Source organism: Streptomyces sp. AM25 (genome assembly GCF_058146165.1).
In genome coordinates, this window is sequence record NZ_JBKIWN010000003.1 from 341,900 (window position 1) to 360,813 (window position 18,914).

At 71.7% G+C, this 18,914-nt stretch carries 16 protein-coding genes; 9 read left to right on the top strand and 7 right to left on the bottom strand.

Annotation, left to right across the window (positions count from 1 at the left end):
• Nucleotides 1–56: 56 nt before the first annotated feature.
• Nucleotides 57–668, bottom strand: coding sequence for a TetR/AcrR family transcriptional regulator (locus ACLHRZ_RS05540; protein ID WP_490417106.1), 612 nt, complete (start codon nt 666–668; stop codon nt 57–59).
• 137 nt (nt 669–805) lie between these two features.
• Here ACLHRZ_RS05540 and ACLHRZ_RS05545 point away from each other — a divergent pair, with 137 nt between their 5' ends.
• From ACLHRZ_RS05545 to ACLHRZ_RS05570, 6 genes are all read left to right on the top strand, one after another.
• On the top strand, nt 806–1,798 hold the full coding sequence (locus tag ACLHRZ_RS05545) for an AF_0692 family protein (RefSeq protein ID WP_490417107.1): 993 nt from the start codon (nt 806–808) through the stop codon (nt 1,796–1,798).
• A gap of 156 nt (nt 1,799–1,954) precedes the next feature.
• Nucleotides 1,955–3,547: an ABC transporter substrate-binding protein gene (locus tag ACLHRZ_RS05550; RefSeq protein ID WP_490417108.1), complete on the top strand. Its 1,593-nt coding sequence runs from the start codon at nt 1,955–1,957 to the stop codon at nt 3,545–3,547.
• A 38-nt stretch (nt 3,548–3,585) separates the two neighbouring features.
• Complete coding sequence (locus ACLHRZ_RS05555) at nt 3,586–4,554, top strand: ABC transporter permease (protein WP_490417109.1); 969 nt, start codon at nt 3,586–3,588, stop codon at nt 4,552–4,554.
• A complete protein-coding gene (locus tag ACLHRZ_RS05560; protein WP_490417110.1) occupies nt 4,547–5,392 on the top strand; it encodes an ABC transporter permease in 846 nt (281 codons plus the stop codon). Before ACLHRZ_RS05555 ends, ACLHRZ_RS05560 begins: the two co-directional genes overlap by 8 nt.
• Before the next feature lie 59 nt (nt 5,393–5,451).
• Nucleotides 5,452–6,360 carry an ABC transporter ATP-binding protein gene (locus ACLHRZ_RS05565; protein WP_490417219.1) on the top strand — a complete coding sequence of 303 codons (909 nt, stop codon included), beginning with the start codon at nt 5,452–5,454 and terminating at the stop codon, nt 6,358–6,360.
• Nucleotides 6,353–7,012, top strand: coding sequence for an ABC transporter ATP-binding protein (locus tag ACLHRZ_RS05570; protein WP_490417111.1), 660 nt, complete (start codon nt 6,353–6,355; stop codon nt 7,010–7,012). Before ACLHRZ_RS05565 ends, ACLHRZ_RS05570 begins: the two co-directional genes overlap by 8 nt.
• 37 nt (nt 7,013–7,049) lie before the next feature.
• Here ACLHRZ_RS05570 and ACLHRZ_RS05575 read toward each other — a convergent pair whose 3' ends face one another.
• Complete coding sequence (locus tag ACLHRZ_RS05575) at nt 7,050–7,997, bottom strand: DMT family transporter (protein ID WP_490417112.1); 948 nt, start codon at nt 7,995–7,997, stop codon at nt 7,050–7,052.
• 71 nt (nt 7,998–8,068) lie between these two features.
• A complete protein-coding gene (gene lysX, locus ACLHRZ_RS05580) occupies nt 8,069–11,434 on the bottom strand; it encodes a bifunctional lysylphosphatidylglycerol synthetase/lysine--tRNA ligase LysX (protein WP_490417113.1) in 3,366 nt (1,121 codons plus the stop codon).
• Nucleotides 11,435–11,680: 246 nt separating this feature from the next.
• Here lysX and ACLHRZ_RS05585 point away from each other — a divergent pair, with 246 nt between their 5' ends.
• Nucleotides 11,681–11,875 (top strand): hypothetical protein, encoded by a 195-nt coding sequence (locus ACLHRZ_RS05585; protein ID WP_490417114.1) that lies wholly within the window; start codon nt 11,681–11,683, stop codon nt 11,873–11,875.
• Nucleotides 11,876–11,884: 9 nt separating this feature from the next.
• Here ACLHRZ_RS05585 and ACLHRZ_RS05590 read toward each other — a convergent pair whose 3' ends face one another.
• The 3 genes from ACLHRZ_RS05590 to ACLHRZ_RS05600 form a co-directional block, all read right to left on the bottom strand.
• On the bottom strand, nt 11,885–13,294 hold the full coding sequence (locus ACLHRZ_RS05590) for a family 2B encapsulin nanocompartment shell protein (RefSeq protein ID WP_490417115.1): 1,410 nt from the start codon (nt 13,292–13,294) through the stop codon (nt 11,885–11,887).
• A 91-nt stretch (nt 13,295–13,385) separates the two neighbouring features.
• Entirely contained in the window at nt 13,386–14,798 is a 1,413-nt protein-coding gene (locus ACLHRZ_RS05595; protein ID WP_490417116.1) for a family 2B encapsulin nanocompartment shell protein, read from the bottom strand.
• A gap of 158 nt (nt 14,799–14,956) precedes the next feature.
• On the bottom strand, nt 14,957–16,192 hold the full coding sequence (locus tag ACLHRZ_RS05600; RefSeq protein WP_490417117.1) for a phosphodiester glycosidase family protein: 1,236 nt from the start codon (nt 16,190–16,192) through the stop codon (nt 14,957–14,959).
• A 198-nt stretch (nt 16,193–16,390) separates the two neighbouring features.
• Between ACLHRZ_RS05600 and ACLHRZ_RS05605 the strand changes: the two genes are divergently transcribed.
• Together ACLHRZ_RS05605 and ACLHRZ_RS05610 are read left to right on the top strand one after the other, a co-directional pair.
• Nucleotides 16,391–17,254, top strand: coding sequence for a phosphatidylinositol-specific phospholipase C/glycerophosphodiester phosphodiesterase family protein (locus ACLHRZ_RS05605; protein ID WP_490417118.1), 864 nt, complete (start codon nt 16,391–16,393; stop codon nt 17,252–17,254).
• A gap of 189 nt (nt 17,255–17,443) precedes the next feature.
• Nucleotides 17,444–17,854, top strand: a complete 411-nt coding sequence (locus ACLHRZ_RS05610; RefSeq protein ID WP_490417119.1) for a hypothetical protein — start codon at nt 17,444–17,446, stop codon at nt 17,852–17,854.
• 24 nt (nt 17,855–17,878) lie between these two features.
• Here the strand turns inward: ACLHRZ_RS05610 and ACLHRZ_RS05615 are convergent, their stop codons facing one another.
• Complete coding sequence (locus ACLHRZ_RS05615) at nt 17,879–18,748, bottom strand: YceI family protein (RefSeq protein WP_490417220.1); 870 nt, start codon at nt 18,746–18,748, stop codon at nt 17,879–17,881.
• Nucleotides 18,749–18,914 lie beyond the last annotated feature (166 nt).

Here is an 18,914-nt window from a genome sequence, read left to right on the forward strand (position 1 = left end):
TCCGCGGCATGACCGACCGCCGCGAGATCGCCAGCAGCGGCTCGCTCGAGCGAGGCTCAGCCTGATTCCCCCCGCCCCGCGCGGAGGAACCGGCACAGGATGAGCCGGAGGGTGGGCAGTTGCTCGGCAGGCTTGAAGGCCGGGTCGCCGGCCGCACTGGTGTAGAGGGAGGCGACCATGGCCAGGACCCACGAGGCGGCGCCCTCCGGGTCCAGATCGGGGTCGACCTGGCCGGCGGCGGCCGCCTTTCTGATCAGTGCGGCGACCGCGGCGTGTTCCTCGGCGTTGCTGCGGCTCAGCACGGCTTCCAGCTCGGGATCCCGGTACGCCTGAACCATCGCCTCCATGACCAGCGGCGGCGCCAGCGGCTCCGCCGCCGGTGCGGCAAGGAGGTCGACGACGTCCAGCAGCGCTCGCCACGGGTCCTCGTCGTTCTGAGCCTGCACCAGGCGCTCGGCCTTGCCGTCCTGGTCGCCCTCGAAGAGGGCGAGGAAGACGGCCCTCTTGTTGGGGAAGTAGTGGAAGAGGTTGCCGGCGCTCATGCCGGCCGCCTTGCAGATCTCGGCCGTCGTGGTGCGCTCGAAGCCCTTGGTGGCGAAGAGCACCGTCGCGGTGTTCACGATGTGCTGCTTCCGCGCCTGGTGCTTGGCCGGGTCGACCGTCCTCATGACGTCCTTTCCGTCTGGGTCTGCGGTCAGAGACTACGCCCCGGCAGCAGTCGGCCTCATTAATAGACTGAGTGCTCGGTTTATGATTGGGTCGCTTCAACCGCCCCGCCCGGGCCGGTTCGTGAGAGGAATGCACCGTGGACACCGCACGACACCGCCGGCTGTTACCGGCACTGGGACTGTTGCTGCTCTCGCCGGTCTGTGCCGAGTACCTGATCGGCTACGACCAGATCATCGGCCGCCCGTGGGAGTTGCTGGCCGGGCTGCTCATCCTCGCCCCGCTCTACGGCACCGTGGCCGTGATGATCCGCGAGGCCGCCCGCCGGACCGGGCGGGGCCGGCCGACGATCCTGCTGCTGAGCGCGGCATTCGGACTCGTCCAGGCCGGACTGATCGACCAGAGCCTGTTCAACCCGCACTTCGTCGACGAGCCCTCCTGGGACCGGGGGTGGTCGTCCACCTTCCTCCCCCTTCCGGGCATCAGCCTCCAGCACACGGTGAACTTCCTTGCGGGCCACGTGATCTGGAGCTTCGCCGCACCGATCGCCGTGGTCGAATCCCTCGCCCCGCGGCTTGCCGACCGCCCGTGGCTGCGCCGGGGCGGCATGGCCGTGATGGCCTTGCTGTACTGCCTCGGTGCCGCGGTCATCTTCAGGGAGCACACCAAGAAGTTCATGGCGAGCCCCGTCCAACTCGGCGTCACCGCAGCCATCGTGCTGGCCCTCGTCGCAGCCGCCTTCACGCTGCCGCGCCGCAGGGGGCCGCTGCCCGGGCGGGTACCGCCTCCGTGGCTGACTGCCGGCATCGCCGTGGTGCTGCTGGCCGTCCATCAGTTGGTTCCTTCGACCTGGGCAGGGGTCGCCCTGGACGTGCTGACCCTGTCACTCGGTGCCGGTCTGCTGCTGCGGTGGTCGAGCCGGGCCCGGTGGGGGCGTGTCCACGTCCTGGCCGTCAGCGGCTCGGCCCTGGTGGTGAACACGGGCCTGTCGTTCGTCGTCGACCCCAACGGACGCGTGGAGTACGCCGCGAAGTACGCGGCCAATGCGGCGTTGATGCTGGGCGTGCTGGCCCTGCTGGCGGCAGCACGCCACCAGTTGCGCCGGGCCGGGACCACGGCGGACGACCTGTGACGAGAGTCCGGCTGCGAGGACGGGCGCGTCCGCGCCCGAGTGGCGGGCGGCGCACGAATGGCCTCGCCACCCCCCACCCCCATGACCACCCCTTTGCATACTGTTTAATTGCGATTGGTTCGCAATAGCAATTGATCTTGAGCAGAGGTGTGGGGCATGACGGCCCGGTCCATACGGGGAGTGGCCGCCACGGCCACGGCAGTTGCACTGGTGGCAGGAACCGCAACGGCCTGCTCGGCCCCCGGCGGGAGCGGCGCGGCGGCCAAGGACTCCCTCGTCGTCGGCCTCGCCAACGAGCCCGAGACGCTCAGCCCCCTCCTCGGCTACGGCAAGGACGGCAACTCCAAGATCTTCGACGGTCTGCTGCGCCGCGACGCGGACATGAAGCTCCAGCCGGCGCTCGCCGCGGAGCTGCCGGCCGTCACCGACGACGGCCGCACCTATACCTACCGGCTCCGCAAGGGCGTCACGTTCAGCGACGGCAAGCCGTTCTCCGCCGCGGACGTGGTCTTCACCTACCGGACCATCCTGGACGAGAAGACCAACAACGCCGCCAAGGGCGAGCTCGACGCCATCGACCAGGTCACCGCCGACGGCGACGACACCGTCGTCTTCCGCCTCAAGTACCCCTACGCACCCTTCGCCGAGCGCACCGTCCTGCCGATCGTCCCCGAGCACGCGGCCAAGGGCCAGGACGTCAACACCGGCTCCTTCAACACCGCACCGGTCGGCACCGGCCCGTACGTCCTCACCGGCTGGAGCAAGGGCGAGAAGCTCACCTTCAAGGCCAACCCCGGCTACTGGGGCGGCAGGCCCAAGGTCGAGAAGCTCACCATGGCGATCATCAAGGACGACGACGTCCGCGCCACCCGGCTGCGCTCCGGCGACCTCGACGGCGCCATCCTGCCGCCCAACCTCGCCAAGGGCTTCAAGGGCGACGGCTCCAAGGTCACCCTCACCGCCCGGACCACCGACTTCCGCGGCGTGACCCTGCCGACGGCCGGCAAGGTCACCGGCGACCCCGCCGTGCGCCGGGCCCTCGATCTCGCCGTCGACCGCAAGGCCATGGTCGACAAGCTGCTCGACGGCGCGGGCCGGGCCGGCTACGGGCCCGTCCCCACCGACAGCGAGTGGTTCGCCAAGGGCACCGAACGCGCCCACGACCTCGACAAGGCGAAGCAGCTGCTGGACGAGGCGGGCTGGAAGCCCGGCGACGACGGCATCCGCAGCAAGGACGGGCACAGCGCGAAGTTCACGCTGTGGTCCCCCGCGGGCGACAAGCTCCGGCAGGAGCACGCCCTCGCCTTCGCCTCCGACGCCAAGAAGGCGGGCATCAAGGTCGAGGTGCAGAGCGGTGCGTGGGAGGTCATCGAGCCGCGCATGAAGGACGACGCGGTCCTCGCGGGCGGCGGCAACCCTGCCGACCCGGACTTCGACCTCTACAACCTGCTGCACTCCTCCCTCGCCCTCGACGGCTTCAACAACATGGCCGCCTACCGCAACGCCGACGTCGACAAGGCCCTCGAAGAGGGCCGGCGCAGCGGCGACAAGGACGCCCGCAAGGCCGCCTACGACAAGGTCCAGCGCGGCCTCGCCGACGACCCCGGCTACACCTTCCTCACCCACGTCGACCACCTCTACGTGATGAAGGACGGCTGGAAGGACCTCACCACGCAGGTCGAGCCGCACGACCACGGCCTCGGTGCCGGCCCCTGGTGGAACGTCGAGGCCTGGCAGCCCAAGAAGTGACCGCCCGCACCGCCCGCACCACTGTCCCCTGGGGGCCGATGGCCCGTATGGCAGGGCGGCGGCTGCTGGCCGCCGTCCCCGTGCTCGCCGTCGTGACCTTCGGCGTCTTCGCCGTCGCCGCCGCCGCCTCCCCCTTCGACCCGGCCAGGGCCTACGCCGGGTCCTCAGGACTCAGCGCGGGACAGGAGGTTCTCGCGCAGTTGCGCGAGAACCTCGGCGCCGACCGGCCGTTCGCCGCGCGCTGGTGGGACTGGCTCACCGCCGCCCTTCGCGGCGACCTCGGTCAGTCCGCCTCCCTGCGGCAGCCGGTGGCCCAGGCCATCGCCGAACGCATCGGCTGGTCCGTCCTGTTGTGCGGCGTCGCGTTCGCCCTGGCCGTGGTGGTGGGCACCGCGCTCGGCGTGCTCGCCGGACGGCGGCGCGGCAGCCGGTTCGACCGGGCCGTCAGCTCGCTCTCGTACGTCCTCGAAGCCGCACCGCCGTTCTGGCTGGGGCTGCTGGCGGTCTGGTTCTTCGCCCTCCGGCTGGGCGTGCTCCCGGCCGGAGGCCTCACCGACACCGGAAGCGACACCACCACGGCCGGACAGGTCGCCTCGCACCTGGTGCTCCCGGCCGCCGTCCTCGCCGTCACCCAGCTCCCGTGGTTCGTGCTCTACGTGCGCCAGGGCGTCGGCGACGCGCTGGAGGAGGACCCCGTCCGCGGCGCACGGGCCCGCGGCCTGCACGAGCGCACCGTCCTCCTCGGCCACGCCCTGCGCTCCGGACTGCTGCCCGTCCTCACCCTCGTCGGCTCCCGGGTGCCCGAACTGATCACCGGGGCGCTGCTGGTGGAGACCGTCTTCAGCTGGCCCGGCATCGCCTCCGCCACCGTGGAGGCCGCCACGAGCGTCGACTTCCCGCTGCTGGCCGCCCTCACGGTGCTCGCCACGGCGGCGGTCCTCGCCGGCAACCTGCTGTCCGACCTGCTGTACGGGCTCGCCGACCCGAGGGTGGGGTTCGATGGCTGACACCGCACGGCACCCCGGACCCTCGGCGGGCGTCCGCCTCTCCGCCGCCCTCCTCGCGGCCGTCGTGGCGGTGGCACTGCTGGTCCCCCTGGCCGTCCCGCTGGACGAACAGGCCGTGGACCTCGGCGCCAAGCTGCTGCCCCCGTCCTGGTCCCACCCCTTCGGCACCGACGAGGTCGGCCGCGACCTGCTGCTGCGCTGCGTCTACGGGCTGCGGGTCTCCCTGCTCGTCGGCGTCGTCGCCGCCCTCACCGCCACCCTCATCGGCACCGCGGTCGGCGCGCTGGCCGGTGCCCTGGGCGGCTGGACGGACCGCGTGGTGATGCGCGTCGTGGACACCTTCTCCTCCGTGCCGCACCTGCTGCTCGGCGTCTTCGTCGTGGCCATGTTCCGCCCCGGCGTCTGGCCGGTGATCGCGTCCGTCGCACTCACCCACTGGCTGTCCACCGCGCGGATCGTGCGCGCCGAGGTGCTCTCGCTGCGCTCCTGTCCGTACATCGACGCGGCCGTCTCGGGCGGCGCGTCCCGCCGGCGCGTCCTGGCGCGGCACCTGCTGCCGGGCGTGCTGCCGCAGGCGGGACTGGCGGCGGTCCTGATGGTTCCGCACGCCATCTGGCACGAGTCCGCGCTGTCCTTCCTCGGACTCGGCCTGCCCGCGCACCGGGCCAGTCTCGGCACGATGGTCCAGAGCGCACGCGGCTCCCTGCTCGCGGGCGACTGGTGGCCGACGCTCTTCCCGGGCCTGTTCATCATCGTCCCGACCCTGGCGATCGCCGCCCTGGCCGGTGCCTGGCGGGAACGGCTGAACCCGCGACGGCGATCGGAGCTGACGCTGTGACCCCGACGCCATCCGGCGGGCCCGTCCTGTCCGTCCGCAGCCTCTCCGTCCGCTTCCGCATGCGCGGCGGCCGGCACGTCGCCGCCGTCACCGACGCGTCCTTCGACCTCCGGCCGGGGGAGTGCCTGGTGCTGGTGGGGGAGAGCGGCTGCGGCAAGTCCATCCTCGCCTCGGCCCTGTTGGGGCTGCTGCCCGGCAACGCCGAAACCGCCGGACGGGCCTTCCTCGGCGGCCTCGACCTGCTCGCCGCCGACGAGCGCACGCTCGCCCGTACGGTACGGGGCCGGCGCATCGGGCTCGTACCGCAGAGCCCGTCCGCGCACCTCACGCCGGTCCGCACCGTGCGCGCGCAGCTGGAGGAGACCGTGCGGGAGCTGACCGGCACCCGCAGGTCCGGGCTGCGGGCCGCGGCCGAGGCCGCCGCCGCACGCGCCGCGTTCCCCGCGGACCACCTCGACCGTTACCCGCACCAGCTCTCCGGCGGCCTCGCCCAGCGCGCCGCCACCGCCCTCGCACTCGTCGGCGACGCGCCGCTGCTGCTCGCCGACGAGCCGACCACCGGCCTCGACCGCGACCTCGTCGACCGCACGGTCGACGAACTGCGCCGTCACACGGACGCGGACGTCCGCGCCCTGCTGATGATCACGCACGACCTCGCGGCGGCCGAGCGCATCGCGGACCGCGTCGCCGTGATGTACGCGGGCCGCATCGTCGAACTCGCCGACGCCACCGCCTTCTTCGGCACCCCCGGCCCCCGCCACCCCTACGCCCGCGGCCTGCTGGACGCCCTGCCCGAGCGCGCGTTCACGCCCATCCCCGGCATGCCCCCGGAACTCGGCGACCTGCCCGCCGGCTGCGCCTTCGCCGCCCGCTGCACGGACGCGACGGCCGCCTGCGGGACGGTCCCGGCGCTCACGGACGGCGTGGCCTGTCACCGTCCCCGGCAGCGGGAGGCCGCCGATGCTTGAACTGTCCCGGATCACCGCCGGATACGACCGGCGCGCGCCGGTCGTGCGCGACGTGTCCCTGACCGTCGACGACGGCGAAGCCGTCGGCCTGCTCGGCCCCAGCGGCTGCGGCAAGTCCACGCTCGCCCGCGTGGCCGCACTGCTGCACCGCCCGGACGCGGGCACGGTCGTCATCGACGGCACGCCCGCCCGCGGCTGGCGCCACCGCGCCCCGCGCGAACAGCGCACCGCATTCGGCGTCGTCTTCCAGCAGCCCCGGCTGTCCGCCGACCCACGGCTGCGCCTGGCCGACCTCGTCGCCGAACCGCTGCGCGCGACGGGCCGGAAGGCGGAAGCAGCGGAAAAGGTGGAGGACTTGGCCCGCGCCGTGGGTCTCTCGACGGACCTGCTGGCCCGCCGCCCGCACGAGGTCAGCGACGGCCAGCTCCAACGCGCCTGCCTGGCCAGGGCGTTGTCGCTCCGGCCGCGCTGGCTCATCTGCGACGAGATGACGGCGATGCTGGACGCATCGACGACGGCGGCGCTGGTGGGGGTGGTGGAACGCTACCGCGAGGAGACGGGGGCGGGTCTGCTGTCGGTGAGCCACGACCGGATGCTGCTGGGCCGCTGGTGCGACCGGGTGGTGGAACTCGGCCCGTCCGGGGGAGTGTGAGGACGAGCGGCGGTGGCCGCGAAGAGGGGCGGACCCCCTAGCCCCGCGACCCCGTCCCGGCCGCCTCACGCACCGCGGAGGTGCCCCGCGCCGCAATCCGTGACGACTTCGGCGCCGCGCGCCGCACCGTCGCCACCGCAACCCCCGCCAGCACCAGGACGCCGCCCGCAACGGCCCCGGCCCCGGGCGCATTGCCGAAGGCCACCGCGTCCAGTCCCAGCGCAGCCACCGGCACCGCGTACAGCACCAGCGCCGCGGTGGACGCGGTCGTGGCCCGCAGGGTCCGCGACCAGGTCCAGAACGCCATCGCCGTGCACCCGAGTCCCAGCCACACCACGGCCGCCGTGCGCTGCCCCTCCGCGGCCGCGACCTGTCCGACCGCGCCCGGCGCGAGCGGCAGGAGCGGCAGCAGCCCGAAGAGGCTGCCGTAGAAGACGCATTCGGCGCCGGAGTACTTCTTCAGCAGCGGCTTCTGCAGCGCGAACGACGTCGCCTGCGTCGCGGCGGCGGCGATCACCATGAGCGCCCCCACGAGCGAACCGTTTCCGCTGCCCGACGTGAAGGCGACCAGCAGCGCACCGCTCAGTGCGACGCCCAGCCCCATGATCCCGCGGACACCGGGGCGGTCGCCGAGGAAGGCCATGCCCAGGATCGTCGTGAAGACCGGCGACGCGGCGATCAGCATGGCCGCGGTACCCGCCTCCACGCTCTTCTCGCCGAAGCACAGCAGGACTTGATAGGCCGTCATGCCCGTGATGCCGAACGCCGCCATCCGCAGCGCGTCGGCGCGCTGCAGCCGGCCGATCTTCCCGAGGGCCAGGAACGGCAGCAGCAGGAGCACCGTGATGGTGATCCGCAGCAGGGCGACCGTGGCCGGCGAATAGTCCGGCAGGGCCATGCGGATCGCGGGGAAGGCGGATCCCCACAGCACGGCCGTCGCGGCCATCGGTATCCAGGGAGTCGTCGTGCGCGGTGTCACCGTCATATCCCGGAAATTAACAACGCGAGATCTATAAGGCAAATAATGAATTCTATAACGATCTCAAAGAAACTCTTCTATAGCCTCCGGACCAGCGGGAACGGCAGCGTCTCCCGGATCGACAGGCCCGTCAGGAACATCACCAGCCGGTCCACCCCGATGCCCAGCCCGCCCGTCGGCGGCATCGCGTATTCGAGCGCGCGCAGAAAATCCTCGTCCAGCTCCATCGCCTCGGGGTCGCCGCCCGCCGCCAGCAGCGACTGGGCGGTCAGCCGCCGGCGCTGCTCGACGGGATCGACCAGCTCGGAATAGGCCGTGCCGAGCTCCGTGCCGAAGGCCACGAGGTCCCAGCGCTCGGCGACGCGCGGGTCCTGCCGGTGCGGGCGGGTGAGCGGCGAGACGTCGGTGGGGAAGTCCTTGTAGAAGACGGGCAGCGTGGTGCGCTCCTCCACCAGCCGCTCGTACAGCTCCAGCACGATGGCCCCGTGACCGTGCTCGTGCCGGTGCGGCACCCCCACCAGGTCGCAGTGCCGGCGCAGCACCTCCACGGGGGTGTCCGGGCCGACCTCCTCCCCGAGCGCCTCGGAGAGCGAACCGTAGACCGTCCGCACCGGCCACTGCCCCGAGATGTCGTACTCGACCGGCTTCCCCGTGCCCCCCTCCGCCCGCAGCGCGACGGCCGCGCCGTTGGCCGCGACGGCCGCGGCCTGGATGAGTTCGCGTGTGAGGCCGAGCATCACGTCGTAGTCGGCGAAGGTCTGGTACGCCTCCAGCATCGTGAACTCGGGATTGTGCTTGTACGAGACCCCCTCGTTGCGGAAGGTGCGGCCCAGCTCGAAGACCTTCTCCAGCCCGCCCACGCACAGCCGCTTCAGATACAGCTCGGGCGCGATCCGCAGGTAGAGGTCGAGGTCGTACGCATTGATGTGCGTGGTGAACGGGCGCGCGTTGGCGCCGCCGTGCACCTGTTGCAGCATCGGGGTCTCGACCTCCAGGAAGCCCCGGTCGAGGAGCCCCTGGCGCAGCGCCCGCACGGCCGCGCTGCGGGCCCGTACGGTGGCGCGCGCCTCCGGCGAGACGGCCAGGTCCACGTAGCGCATGCGCACCCGGGTCTCCGGGTCGCTGAGACCGTGCCGCTTGTCGGGCAGCGGGCGCAGGCACTTGGCGAGCATCCTGAAACCGCTGACGAAGACGGTGAGTTCGCCGCGGTCCGTGGTGCCGATCTCGCCCTCGGCCTCGATGTGGTCGCCCAGGTCGACGTGCGCGGCGAACCGGCGCAGGCACTCCGTGCCCGAGACGTCGCGGGTGAAGGCCAGCTGCAGATCGCCGGACCAGTCGCGCAGGACGGCGAAGGCGATCCCGCCGTGGTTGCGGGTCAGCAGCAGGCGCCCGGCGACCGTGGCCCGTTCGCCCGTGCGCGACGCGGCCGGCAGCCCGCCGTGTGCTGCGCGGATCTCGCCGAGCGTGTGCGTGCGGCGGGCGTCGACGGGGTACGGGTCGACGCCCGCCGCACGCAGCCGCTCCAGCTTCCGCCGCCGCACCCGGACCTGTTCGGGCAGGCCGGCGAGCTCGTCCGCCTCGGTGGCCGGGCCGGCCTCCGTGCCTTCGGCCAGGCCGAGTTCGGCGAGCGGAGGCAGCCCCTCCGTCGACAACGGCAGGGCGGCGCTCTTCGGACGGCCGCGGCCCCACATCTTGCCCAGGCTCGGCACGGCCACGAAGCCCTCGGCGATGCCCGAGGCCAGACCGATCCGGGCGAGGGCCCCCGCATCCGCGTAGCACAGGAAGCGCGGGTGCCACTCGGGGTTGTACTTGACGTTCGAGCGGTAGAGCGCCTCCAGCTGCCACCACTTGGAGAAGAACAGCAGCAGCCTGCGCCACAGCCGCAGCACCGGACCCGCCCCGATGCGCGCCCCCTCCTCGAAGGCCGAGCGGAAGACGGCGAAGTTCAGCGAGATGTTCTTGATGCCGAACTGTCCCGCCTGCGCGCACAGTTGCGCCACCATGAACTCCATGATGCCGTTGGGTGCGGCACGGTCGCGGCGCATCACGTCCAGGGAGACCCCGTCGGAGCCCCAGGGGACGAAGGACAGCAGCGCGATCATCGTGCCGTCCTGGTCGAAGGCCTCGACCAGCAGGCAGTCCCCGTCGTCCGGGTCGCCCAGCCGCCCCAGCGCCATCGAGAAGCCGCGCTCGGTCTCGGTGTCCCGCCAGGCGTCCGCGCGCCGGATGACCTCGCCCATCTCCTCGTCGCCGAGCGCCGAGTGGCGCCGGACGCGGGTGGTCGCGCCCGTGCGCGCGACCCGGTTCACCGCCTGCCGCGTCACCCGCATCTCCCGGCCCTCGAGGTCGAAGGTCGCGACCCGCAGGATGGCCTCGTCGCCCAGCTGCAGCGCACCGAGCCCCGAGCGCGCGAAGGCCCGCGCGCCCTCCTCGCCGGCACCCATCACGGCGGGCTGCCAGCCGTAGCGGCCGGCGACCTCGAGCCAGGCGTCGATCGCCGGGGTCCACGCCTCGGGGTCGCCCAGCGGATCGCCCGAGGCCAGGCACACCCCGGCCTCGACCCGGTAGGTGACGGCGGCCTTGCCGCTGGGGGAGAAGACCACGGCCTTGTCACGGCGCGTCGCGAAGTAGCCGAGGGAATCGCGGCCGCCGTACCGGCGCAGCAGCGCGCGGATGCGCGACTCCTCGTCGTTGTGCAGGGACGCCTCCAGGCGCTGCGAACGGAACAGCGCCATGGCCCCGTTGAGCAGCGCCAGCGCGCCGAACAGGCCGAGGAGGAAGTACAGCCAGTGCGGCGGGTGCCCGGTGAAGTGCCGGTTGCTCACCAGGCCGCCGCACACCTTGTTGGTGACGAAGAGCAGCCGGTTGCCGCCGCCGCGCTCCAGCGAGCCGGGGAACAGCGACACCAGCCCCCAGCCCACCAGGATCGCCAGGGCCAGCCCGGCGGCCAGCACCAGCAGGGCACGCAGGAACGCGCCGCGCCGCACCTCGGCGTAGAACTCCCGCCGGGCCAGGAGCAGCAGGACGATCGCGGCGCAGGACAGCACCAGCGAGGGGATCGTGTCCCAGTACCCCACGGCCAGCAGCAGCGCGTCCGCGATCACCAGCAGCGTGAGGTAGCCGACGACGAACCAGAGCGTGACCCGCTTGCGCGCCGCCATCGCGGTGGCGAGGAGCAGCAGGAAGACGGCATAGGCCAGGTTGGGGGCCGTGGGCACGGTCAGCGTGTCGAGCGCGTCGGTCAGCGGGTGCGCCGCGTACCGCAGCGGCGGGATCAGTGAGGTGACCGCACAGAAGACGCCCAGCAGACCGAAGAAGATCGCAAAACCGTTGGGCACCCGATGCAGGAAGCGCTGCCAGGCGGATTCGCTCTCAGCCGGTGTCTCCGGCACCGTGCCCTGCACCGTGGCGGGCGGCCTGCCGTCCCGGACTGTGCGGCTCATTCCGCCAGCCTAGGCACGCCACGAGCCGGACGCCTGTCGAACGCCGGAACGGACATTCACCCTCATGCCGCCCACAGGGAACTTCGACGGGCCTGACCGGCTGAACCGGTGAATCCATACCCGAATGGAGTATGCCCGGCGCTTCGGTGACGGCAGCCCCATGGGCCAGACTGGCGGACATCCGCCATACCGCACGCAAGCGTGCTGCACGGGCGGATGTCCGCTGCTCCGCCTGGGAGGTACACCATGGCCGTATCGATCTCCGTGGTCCTGCTGCTGCTGATCCTGGCCGTGGTCTTCATGCGCAACGGAGGCCTGCGGTTCTCGCATGCCCTGGTCTGCGTCCTGCTGGGCTTCCTGCTGGCCAGTACCAGCGTTGCGCCGACCATCCACAACGGGATCTCCTCCACCTCCCACATCGTGGGCGGCGTACGGCCCTGACCGGTCCGCTCAGCGGCCGATCTCGACGTCCTCCAGGATGCCCAGCGCGTCCGGCACCAGGACTGCGGCGGAATAGTAGGCGCTCACCAGGTAGGACGAGACCGCCTGCTCGCTGATCCCCATGAACCGCACGTTCAGACTGGGCTGGTACTCGTCGGGGATTCCCGTCTGGTGCAGGCCGATGACGCCCTGGTCGTCCTCGCCCGTCCGCATGGCGAGGATCGAGCTGGTGCCGTGCTCGGTGATCGGGATCTTGTTGCAGGGCAGCAGCGGGACCCCGCGCCAGGAGCGCACCGCCGAACCGAGGACCTCGATGTTCTTGGGGTAGAGACCCCGGCTGTTGCACTCGCGGCCGAAGGCGGCGATGGTGCGCGGATGCGCCAGGAAGTACTGCGTCTTGCGGCGCCTGGCGAGCAGTTCGTCGAGGTCGTCGGGGGTGGGTGGGCCGCTGCGGGTGTGGATGCGCTGGCTGAGGTCGGCGTTGTGGAGGAGGCCGAATTCGCGGTTGTTGACCATTTCGTGTTCCTGGCGTTCGCGCAGGGCCTCGATGGTGAGTCGCAGCTGTTGTTCGAGCTGGTTCATGGGTTCGTTGTAGAGGTCGGCGACGCGGGTGTGGACCCGCAGCACCGTCTGCGCCACGCTCAGTTCGTACTCGCGCGGCCCCGGCTCGTAGTCCACGAAGGTGCCGGGGATGACCGGCTCGCCCGAGTGGCCCGAGGTCACGGTGATGTCGGCCTCGCCGCGCTTGTTCGCGGCAGGCGCGGGCCGTGAGGCGAAGCCCGCGATGTGGGCGCGCAACGCCTCGGAGCGGTCGGCGATTTCCTGGAAGGCCTGCAGGGGAAGCGTCAGGACCGTGCACCGCGTGGTGGCCCGGACGGTGAACCCCCAGGTGCCGTCCGGCTCCAGGGGCACGCGCTCGCCGAAGAAGTCGCCCGCGCCCAGGGAGCCGAGGGCGGTCTCGTCCCCGTATTTTCCGGGGCCGGTCTTGGCGAGCTTGCCATGGGCGATCAGGAACACCTGGTCGGCCGGCTGCCCCTGCTCGGCGAGGGCGTCACCCGTCGCGTACTCGCGCTGGACGCATGAGGCGGCCAGGGCCTCCAGCGCCGCGTTGTCCTCGAAGCCGCGCAGCAGGGGAAGCTCCCCCAACTCGGCGGGGATGACCCGGATTTCGGATCCGGTGGTGATGAATTCGACGATGCCGTTGCCAACGGTGTAGGTGAGGCGCCGGTTGACACGGTAGGTGCCGGCCGAGACCTGCACCCAGGGCAGCACGCGGAGCAGCCACCGGGAGGAGATCCCCTGCATCTGGGGGACGGACTTGGTGGTCGTCGCGAGCTGGCGTGCGGCTGACGTGCCCAGGCTCAGCTGCGGCCGGTCCGCCGCCTGCTCGGTGGGCTCGGGCTCCACTGACGTGGTCATGAGTGGTGATCACCTAACTGTGCGATGCGTGACTGACGTACAGGGCATGCGGACAGTGCGGGGAGGCACTGCGTGCGGGCTGCGACGGAGCTCAGTGCCCGATTTCCACGTTCTCGAGAATTCCGAGGGCGTCCGGGACCAGCACGGCGGCGGAATAGTAGGCGCTCACCAGATAGGACATGATGGCCTGTTCGCTGATTCCCATGAATCGCACGGAAAGGCTGGTCTGATATTCGTCGGGAATTCCCGTCCGGTGCAGGCCGATCACGCCCTGGGACTGCTCCCCGGCGCGCATCAGCAGGACGGAGCTGACGCCGTCCTCGGTGACCGGGATCTTGTTGCACGGGAAGATGGGAACCCCCCGCCAGGCGGGCACCGCGTGCCCGTTGACGTCGACGCTGTCCGGATAGACGCCGGCCCGGTTGAACTCGCGGGCCATCGCCGCGATGGTGCGCGGGTGGGCCAGCAGGAACGTGGGGTCCTTCCAGACCGTCGCCAGCAGTTCGTCGAGGTCGTCGGGGGTGGGTGGGCCGCTGCGGGTGTGGATGCGCTGGCTGAGGTCGGCGTTGTGGAGGAGGCCGAATTCGCGGTTGTTGACCATTTCGTGTTCCTGGCGTTCGCGCAGGGCCTCGATGGTGAGTCGCAGCTGTTGTTCGAGCTGGTTCATGGGTTCGTTGTAGAGGTCGGCGACGCGGGTGTGGACCCGCAGCACCGTCTGCGCCACACTCAGCCCGTACTCGCGGGGGGCGCGCTCGTAGTCCGCGAAGACCCCGGGCAGCGCCGGTTCGCCGACGTGGCCGGCCGCGACGTCGATCGCCGACTCGCCGTGCTCGTTCCGCGGGCGCGAGGCGGCTTCGCGGAACGCCTCGATGTGGGCGCGCAGTTCGGGCGAGCGCTCCGCCAGCTCGTGGAACTCCTGGAGCGGCAGGGTCAGGACGGTGCAGGCCGTGACGGCCTTCACGGTGAAGCCCCAGGTGCCGGCCTCCGTGGCGGCGAGCCCCTGGTCGCCGAAGTAGTCGCCGTCGGCGAGCACGCCGAGCGCGGCCGGATCCCCGTACCGGCCCTCGCGCGCCCTGCTGAGCTTGCCGTGTGCCACCAGCACCACCTGGTCGGCCGGCTGCCCGGCCTCGACCAGCACCTCGCCGGGCCGGAACTCCCGCTGCACGAACCGGCCCGCCAGCTCCTCCAGCACGTCCGCCCCGGAGAAGCCGTGCAGCAACGGCAGTTCACCCAGCTCCGCCGGGATGACGCTCACATCGGCCCCGGTGGTGACGAACTCCACCCGTCCGTCGCCCAGTGTGTGCGTCAGCCGTCGGTTGACCCGGTACGTGCCGCCGGAGACCTGCACCCAGGGCAGCAGCCGCAGCAGCCACCGCGAGGTGATCCCCTGCATCTGCGGCACGGACTTGGTCGTGGTCGCCAGATTCCGGGCCGCTTCGGTGCCGAGGCTCAGCCGGCCCGGGGGAATTCCGGCGTCGGCGCCGGACTCCACAGACGTCGTCATATTCGAATGCCCACCCATTCGTCGCGTGCTTCGTCGCGTTCGTCGCGGAATTGCGCATCACGGAGCCGCGAAGGAATTCGCGCTCGCCGCCCCTCCCGAAGCTAGCAGCGCACTTGTGGGGGTGCAGTCACTCAAAAGGATGGGATTGACGGAGGATGTCAAGGTCGTACAAAAATCCCGATGCCGTTGGCCACCGGCCGCTCGCTGCCGCCCGACGGATGGTTGCGTACGGTCGCGTGCGCGCCGTGCGTGCGCGTCACGAGCGTGCTGGAGCCGCCCCCGTCCAGGTTGAAGGCGTCCGTGGCCCCCAGCTTCCGCATCGCGCGGGCCAGTTCGGCGACGGTCAGCCCGGAACGGTAGTCGGCGGAGCCGTCCAGGGCCAGCAGGTACAGGCGCCGTCCCCGGTCCGCCAGGCCCGCGGCCGTGCGGACGGTGGAGGTCTCGTTGTCCAGGCCCGCCAGGGTCCGGCCGCCGCGCAGGATCGGGAAGCCGCCCAGCGCGCACCGGAACGGCCCGTAACGGCGCGGCTGGAGCCACTCGTCGACGCGCACCCGGTTGCCGCGCGCCAGCTTCCGCAGCGCTCGCGCCCCGCCCTCGCGCCCCACCAGCACCACCGCATCGGACGCGATCGCCCCGTGCCCCGGCGTCCGGCTCGCCGACGTCACCCGGCCGCCCTTCACCGTCAGCTCCCAGGTCTCGGAACTGCACGGCGCACCGCGGTCGGTGTCGGTGCCGCACGTCGCACGGAGCCGCGAGGCCCTGCCCCAGGCGGGGGTGTAGACCCCGATGCCGTCCAGCGGCAGGGCGTACTGGTTGAACCCGCTGAGCGCGAGCGAGCCGTCGCCGGTGCGCACCGCGCCCCGCAGCCGGAGCCGGTCCATGCGGCCCACCCGGTCCGTCCCCACGCCGAAGACGTCCTCCGTGGTCACGCCCGACGGCATCGCCGGGCCGAAGCGCTGGCCGTCCGGCACCGCGGCCTTGAGGTCCGTCCCGCCCGCGACGGCGGGACCCACCGGGGCGCCCGTCGCCTCCACGCCGGGGTGCTGCGCCTCCGCGATGTTGAAGAAGTCCCCGTTGACCGCGCCCACCGCGCCCCGGCGGTCGGCCAGTTCGGAGATCCGCCCCCGTGCTCCGACCACGCCGGGGTACAGCAGGTCCACCGACACCCGCCGCTCGCGCAGGTCGGCCGTCAGCAGATGCCCGAACGCCGCCCCGTGCGAGCCGTTCAGCGAGAACTCCCGGTAGCTCACGCCCGGCCCGATCGCGGTGCTGCCGCCGAGCCGCAGCCCGGCGCTCTCCTCCGTGCCGGCCCAGGCCGTACCGCCGCAGATCAGCGAGACCCAAGCCGTCAGTACCGTCAGTACCGCGCGCAGGCGGCGTCCACGTCTGCTCACTGTCTCCCCAGAGGTCCCGTCAACTCTGCCACGACACAGGCGACTTCACCATGCCCCGAAAGAACGACAGGGAACGGGCCGTCGACGACCCCGGCAACTCTCGGCGTGATCCCTGTCCCTCGGCCCTGCGGGCCCGGATACTCACTGACGTCGGTATGCGCAGCCCACGGATATCCGCCCGCCGGACAGGGAGGCACCATGGCCCTTCGCACGCGCCGAGCAGCCCTCGTCGTCCTCGGAGCCGCCGTCGCGGGCTCGTTCGCGGCCCCCGCCTCCGCCGGCGCCCGGCAGCAGGACCCCGCGGGGCGCGGCAAACCCCCGCTGCTCCACGCGCACGCGCACAACGACTACGAGCACCCGCATCCGCTCACCGACGCGCTCTCGCACGGTTTCAACAGCGTCGAGGCGGACATCTGGCTGGCGGACGGCACGCTGCTCGTCGCACACGACGCCTCCGAGCTGGACCCGGCGCGCACGCTGGAAGCGCTCTACCTGGACCCGCTGCTGAACCGGGTCAGAGCCAACGGCGGCCGGGTCTACCGGGGTTACGACCTCACTCTGCAACTGCTCATCGACGTCAAGACGGCGGGAGACCCCACCTACCGGGAGCTGTCCCGGCGCCTGCGCCGTTACCGGTCGATGCTCAGCTCCTGCACCGACGGCCGGGTCCGCCGCGGCGCGGTGACCGCCGTGGTCTCCGGCGACCGCGGTACGCGGGCCCCGATGGAGGCGGAACGCATGCGCCACGCCTTCTACGACGCCAGGCTGAGCGACCTCGGCAGCGGCGTGCCCGCGTCCTTCGCCCCGCTCGTCAGCGACGACTGGGGGAAGGTCTTCACCTGGCAGGGCGCCGGACCGATGCCCGAGCGGGAGCGTGCCGAACTCCGGCGGATCGTCACCACGGCCCACGCGGCCCGGCAGCAGGTGAGGTTCTGGGCCACCCCCGACCGGCCGGGCCCGGCCCGCGACGCCCTCTGGCACGAACTGCTCGCCGCCGGCACCGACTATCTCAACACGGACGACCTGGCAGGTCTGGAGGCGTTCCTCCGCACAGCGCGCTGAGCAGTACCGCGACATCCGTTGCGCCCTCCTCGTCCGTCCGGGCAGGATGAAGAGTACTGTTAAAAGATCATTCTTCCAGGAGCGCCACGCAGGATCCGGTTTCCGTGGAATGTCATGCTCCGTGGCGGAACGTGTAGCAGTCCCGTCATCGGATGGTGACGGGACGCCGGGCAAGAGGACTCTGGAGGTATGGCCACTCCTCCCGACCCTTCGTACGGACCGCCGCATCACCACCACCATCCGCCCCCGGGCCCGCCGCCGGGCGGTTTCGGTCCTGCCGGGTCGTCCTGGCAGCCGGACCCCCCACCGGGCGGCGGGCGGCGCATTGCGTTGGTGGCCGCGGTCCTCGTGGCGCTCGCGGCGATCGGGGTGGGAGCGGTGTTCGCGCTGGCCGGCAGGGACAGCGGCAAGTCGGGTACCGGGGACCGGCCCTCCGGCACGAGCCCGCCGTCCTCCTCCGCGTCCGGGTCGGCCTCTCCGTCGTTCACGCTGCCGTCGCAGTGGCCGAGCGGTCTTCCCACCTCCCTGCCGTCGGGCTTCCCCACGAGTCTGCCGACGGCCCTGCCGACCGATCTGCCGACTCAGCTGTTCGGCTCCTGAGGTCTGTGGTCTTCCGTCAGGCCGTCACTCCGCCGGTACGGCCTGGACGTCGAGTTCGACCCTGATGGTCGCACCGATCATCGCGATGCCGCGGGAGAGCATGGAGCGCCAGTCGAGGGTGAAGTCCTCGCGGTGCAGTTCGGTCGAGGCCGAGCACGCGACCCGGGTCTCGCCCATGATGCCGGTGCCGATGCCGAGGTACCGGCTGTCGAGAGTGACGTTGCGGCTGACGCCATGCAGGTTGAGGACGCCCTGCACCGACCACCGGGAGCCTCCGCGGTGCACGAAGCGCTCGCTGGTGAACTGCATGTACGGGTAGTTGACGACGTCCAGGAAGTCACGGGAGCGCAGGTGCTCGTCGCGCTGGGCGACCCCGGTGTCGATGCTGGCGGTCTCGACGACGACGTCGAGCCGGGAGTTCTCGATGCGGTCGGCGATCCAGAGGGTGCCCTCGAAGCGGTTGAACCGGCCGTGCACTTCGGCCAGTCCGATGTGCCGGGAGACGAACCGCACGGCCGTGTGGTCCGGATCGATGCGCCAGGCGCCCGGTGCGGGCGTGGCCGGCAGCGGGGCCGGCTCCATGGCCACCGGGTGGAGGACGGCGCGCACGCCCTCCTCCGCCCGGACGGAGCGGCGCACGGGCTGGAACCCCTCGGCGGTCACCGCGACGCTGTAGTCGCCGGGCGGGACCGTCGCGGCGAACCGGCCGTGCGGGTCGGTCTGACCGTGCACGACCTCCTGGCCGTTCGGGTCCCGGACGGCGACCTCGGCTCTGTGCATCGGCAGTTGCACCGGATCGAGGACGAGACAGTCGAGTGCCCCCGCGCCGGGCGGAATCGGGGCGGTCTCCCGGGAGGGGGAGCTCCGGTGACGGCGCAGCAGGGCGAGAACCATCCCAAAGGGCCTTTCCATGTTCAGAAGGTGTTCAGGGCAACTATCTCCACATTCTGTCACTAGTGGGATGGATCTGCTTCATCGCCTCAGAAACCGCTCTCTTTGGCGGTTTCAGCCTTTGATTCGGGTGTCGGGCGGTGAGTCGTTGCGGGCCATGGCCCGCAAC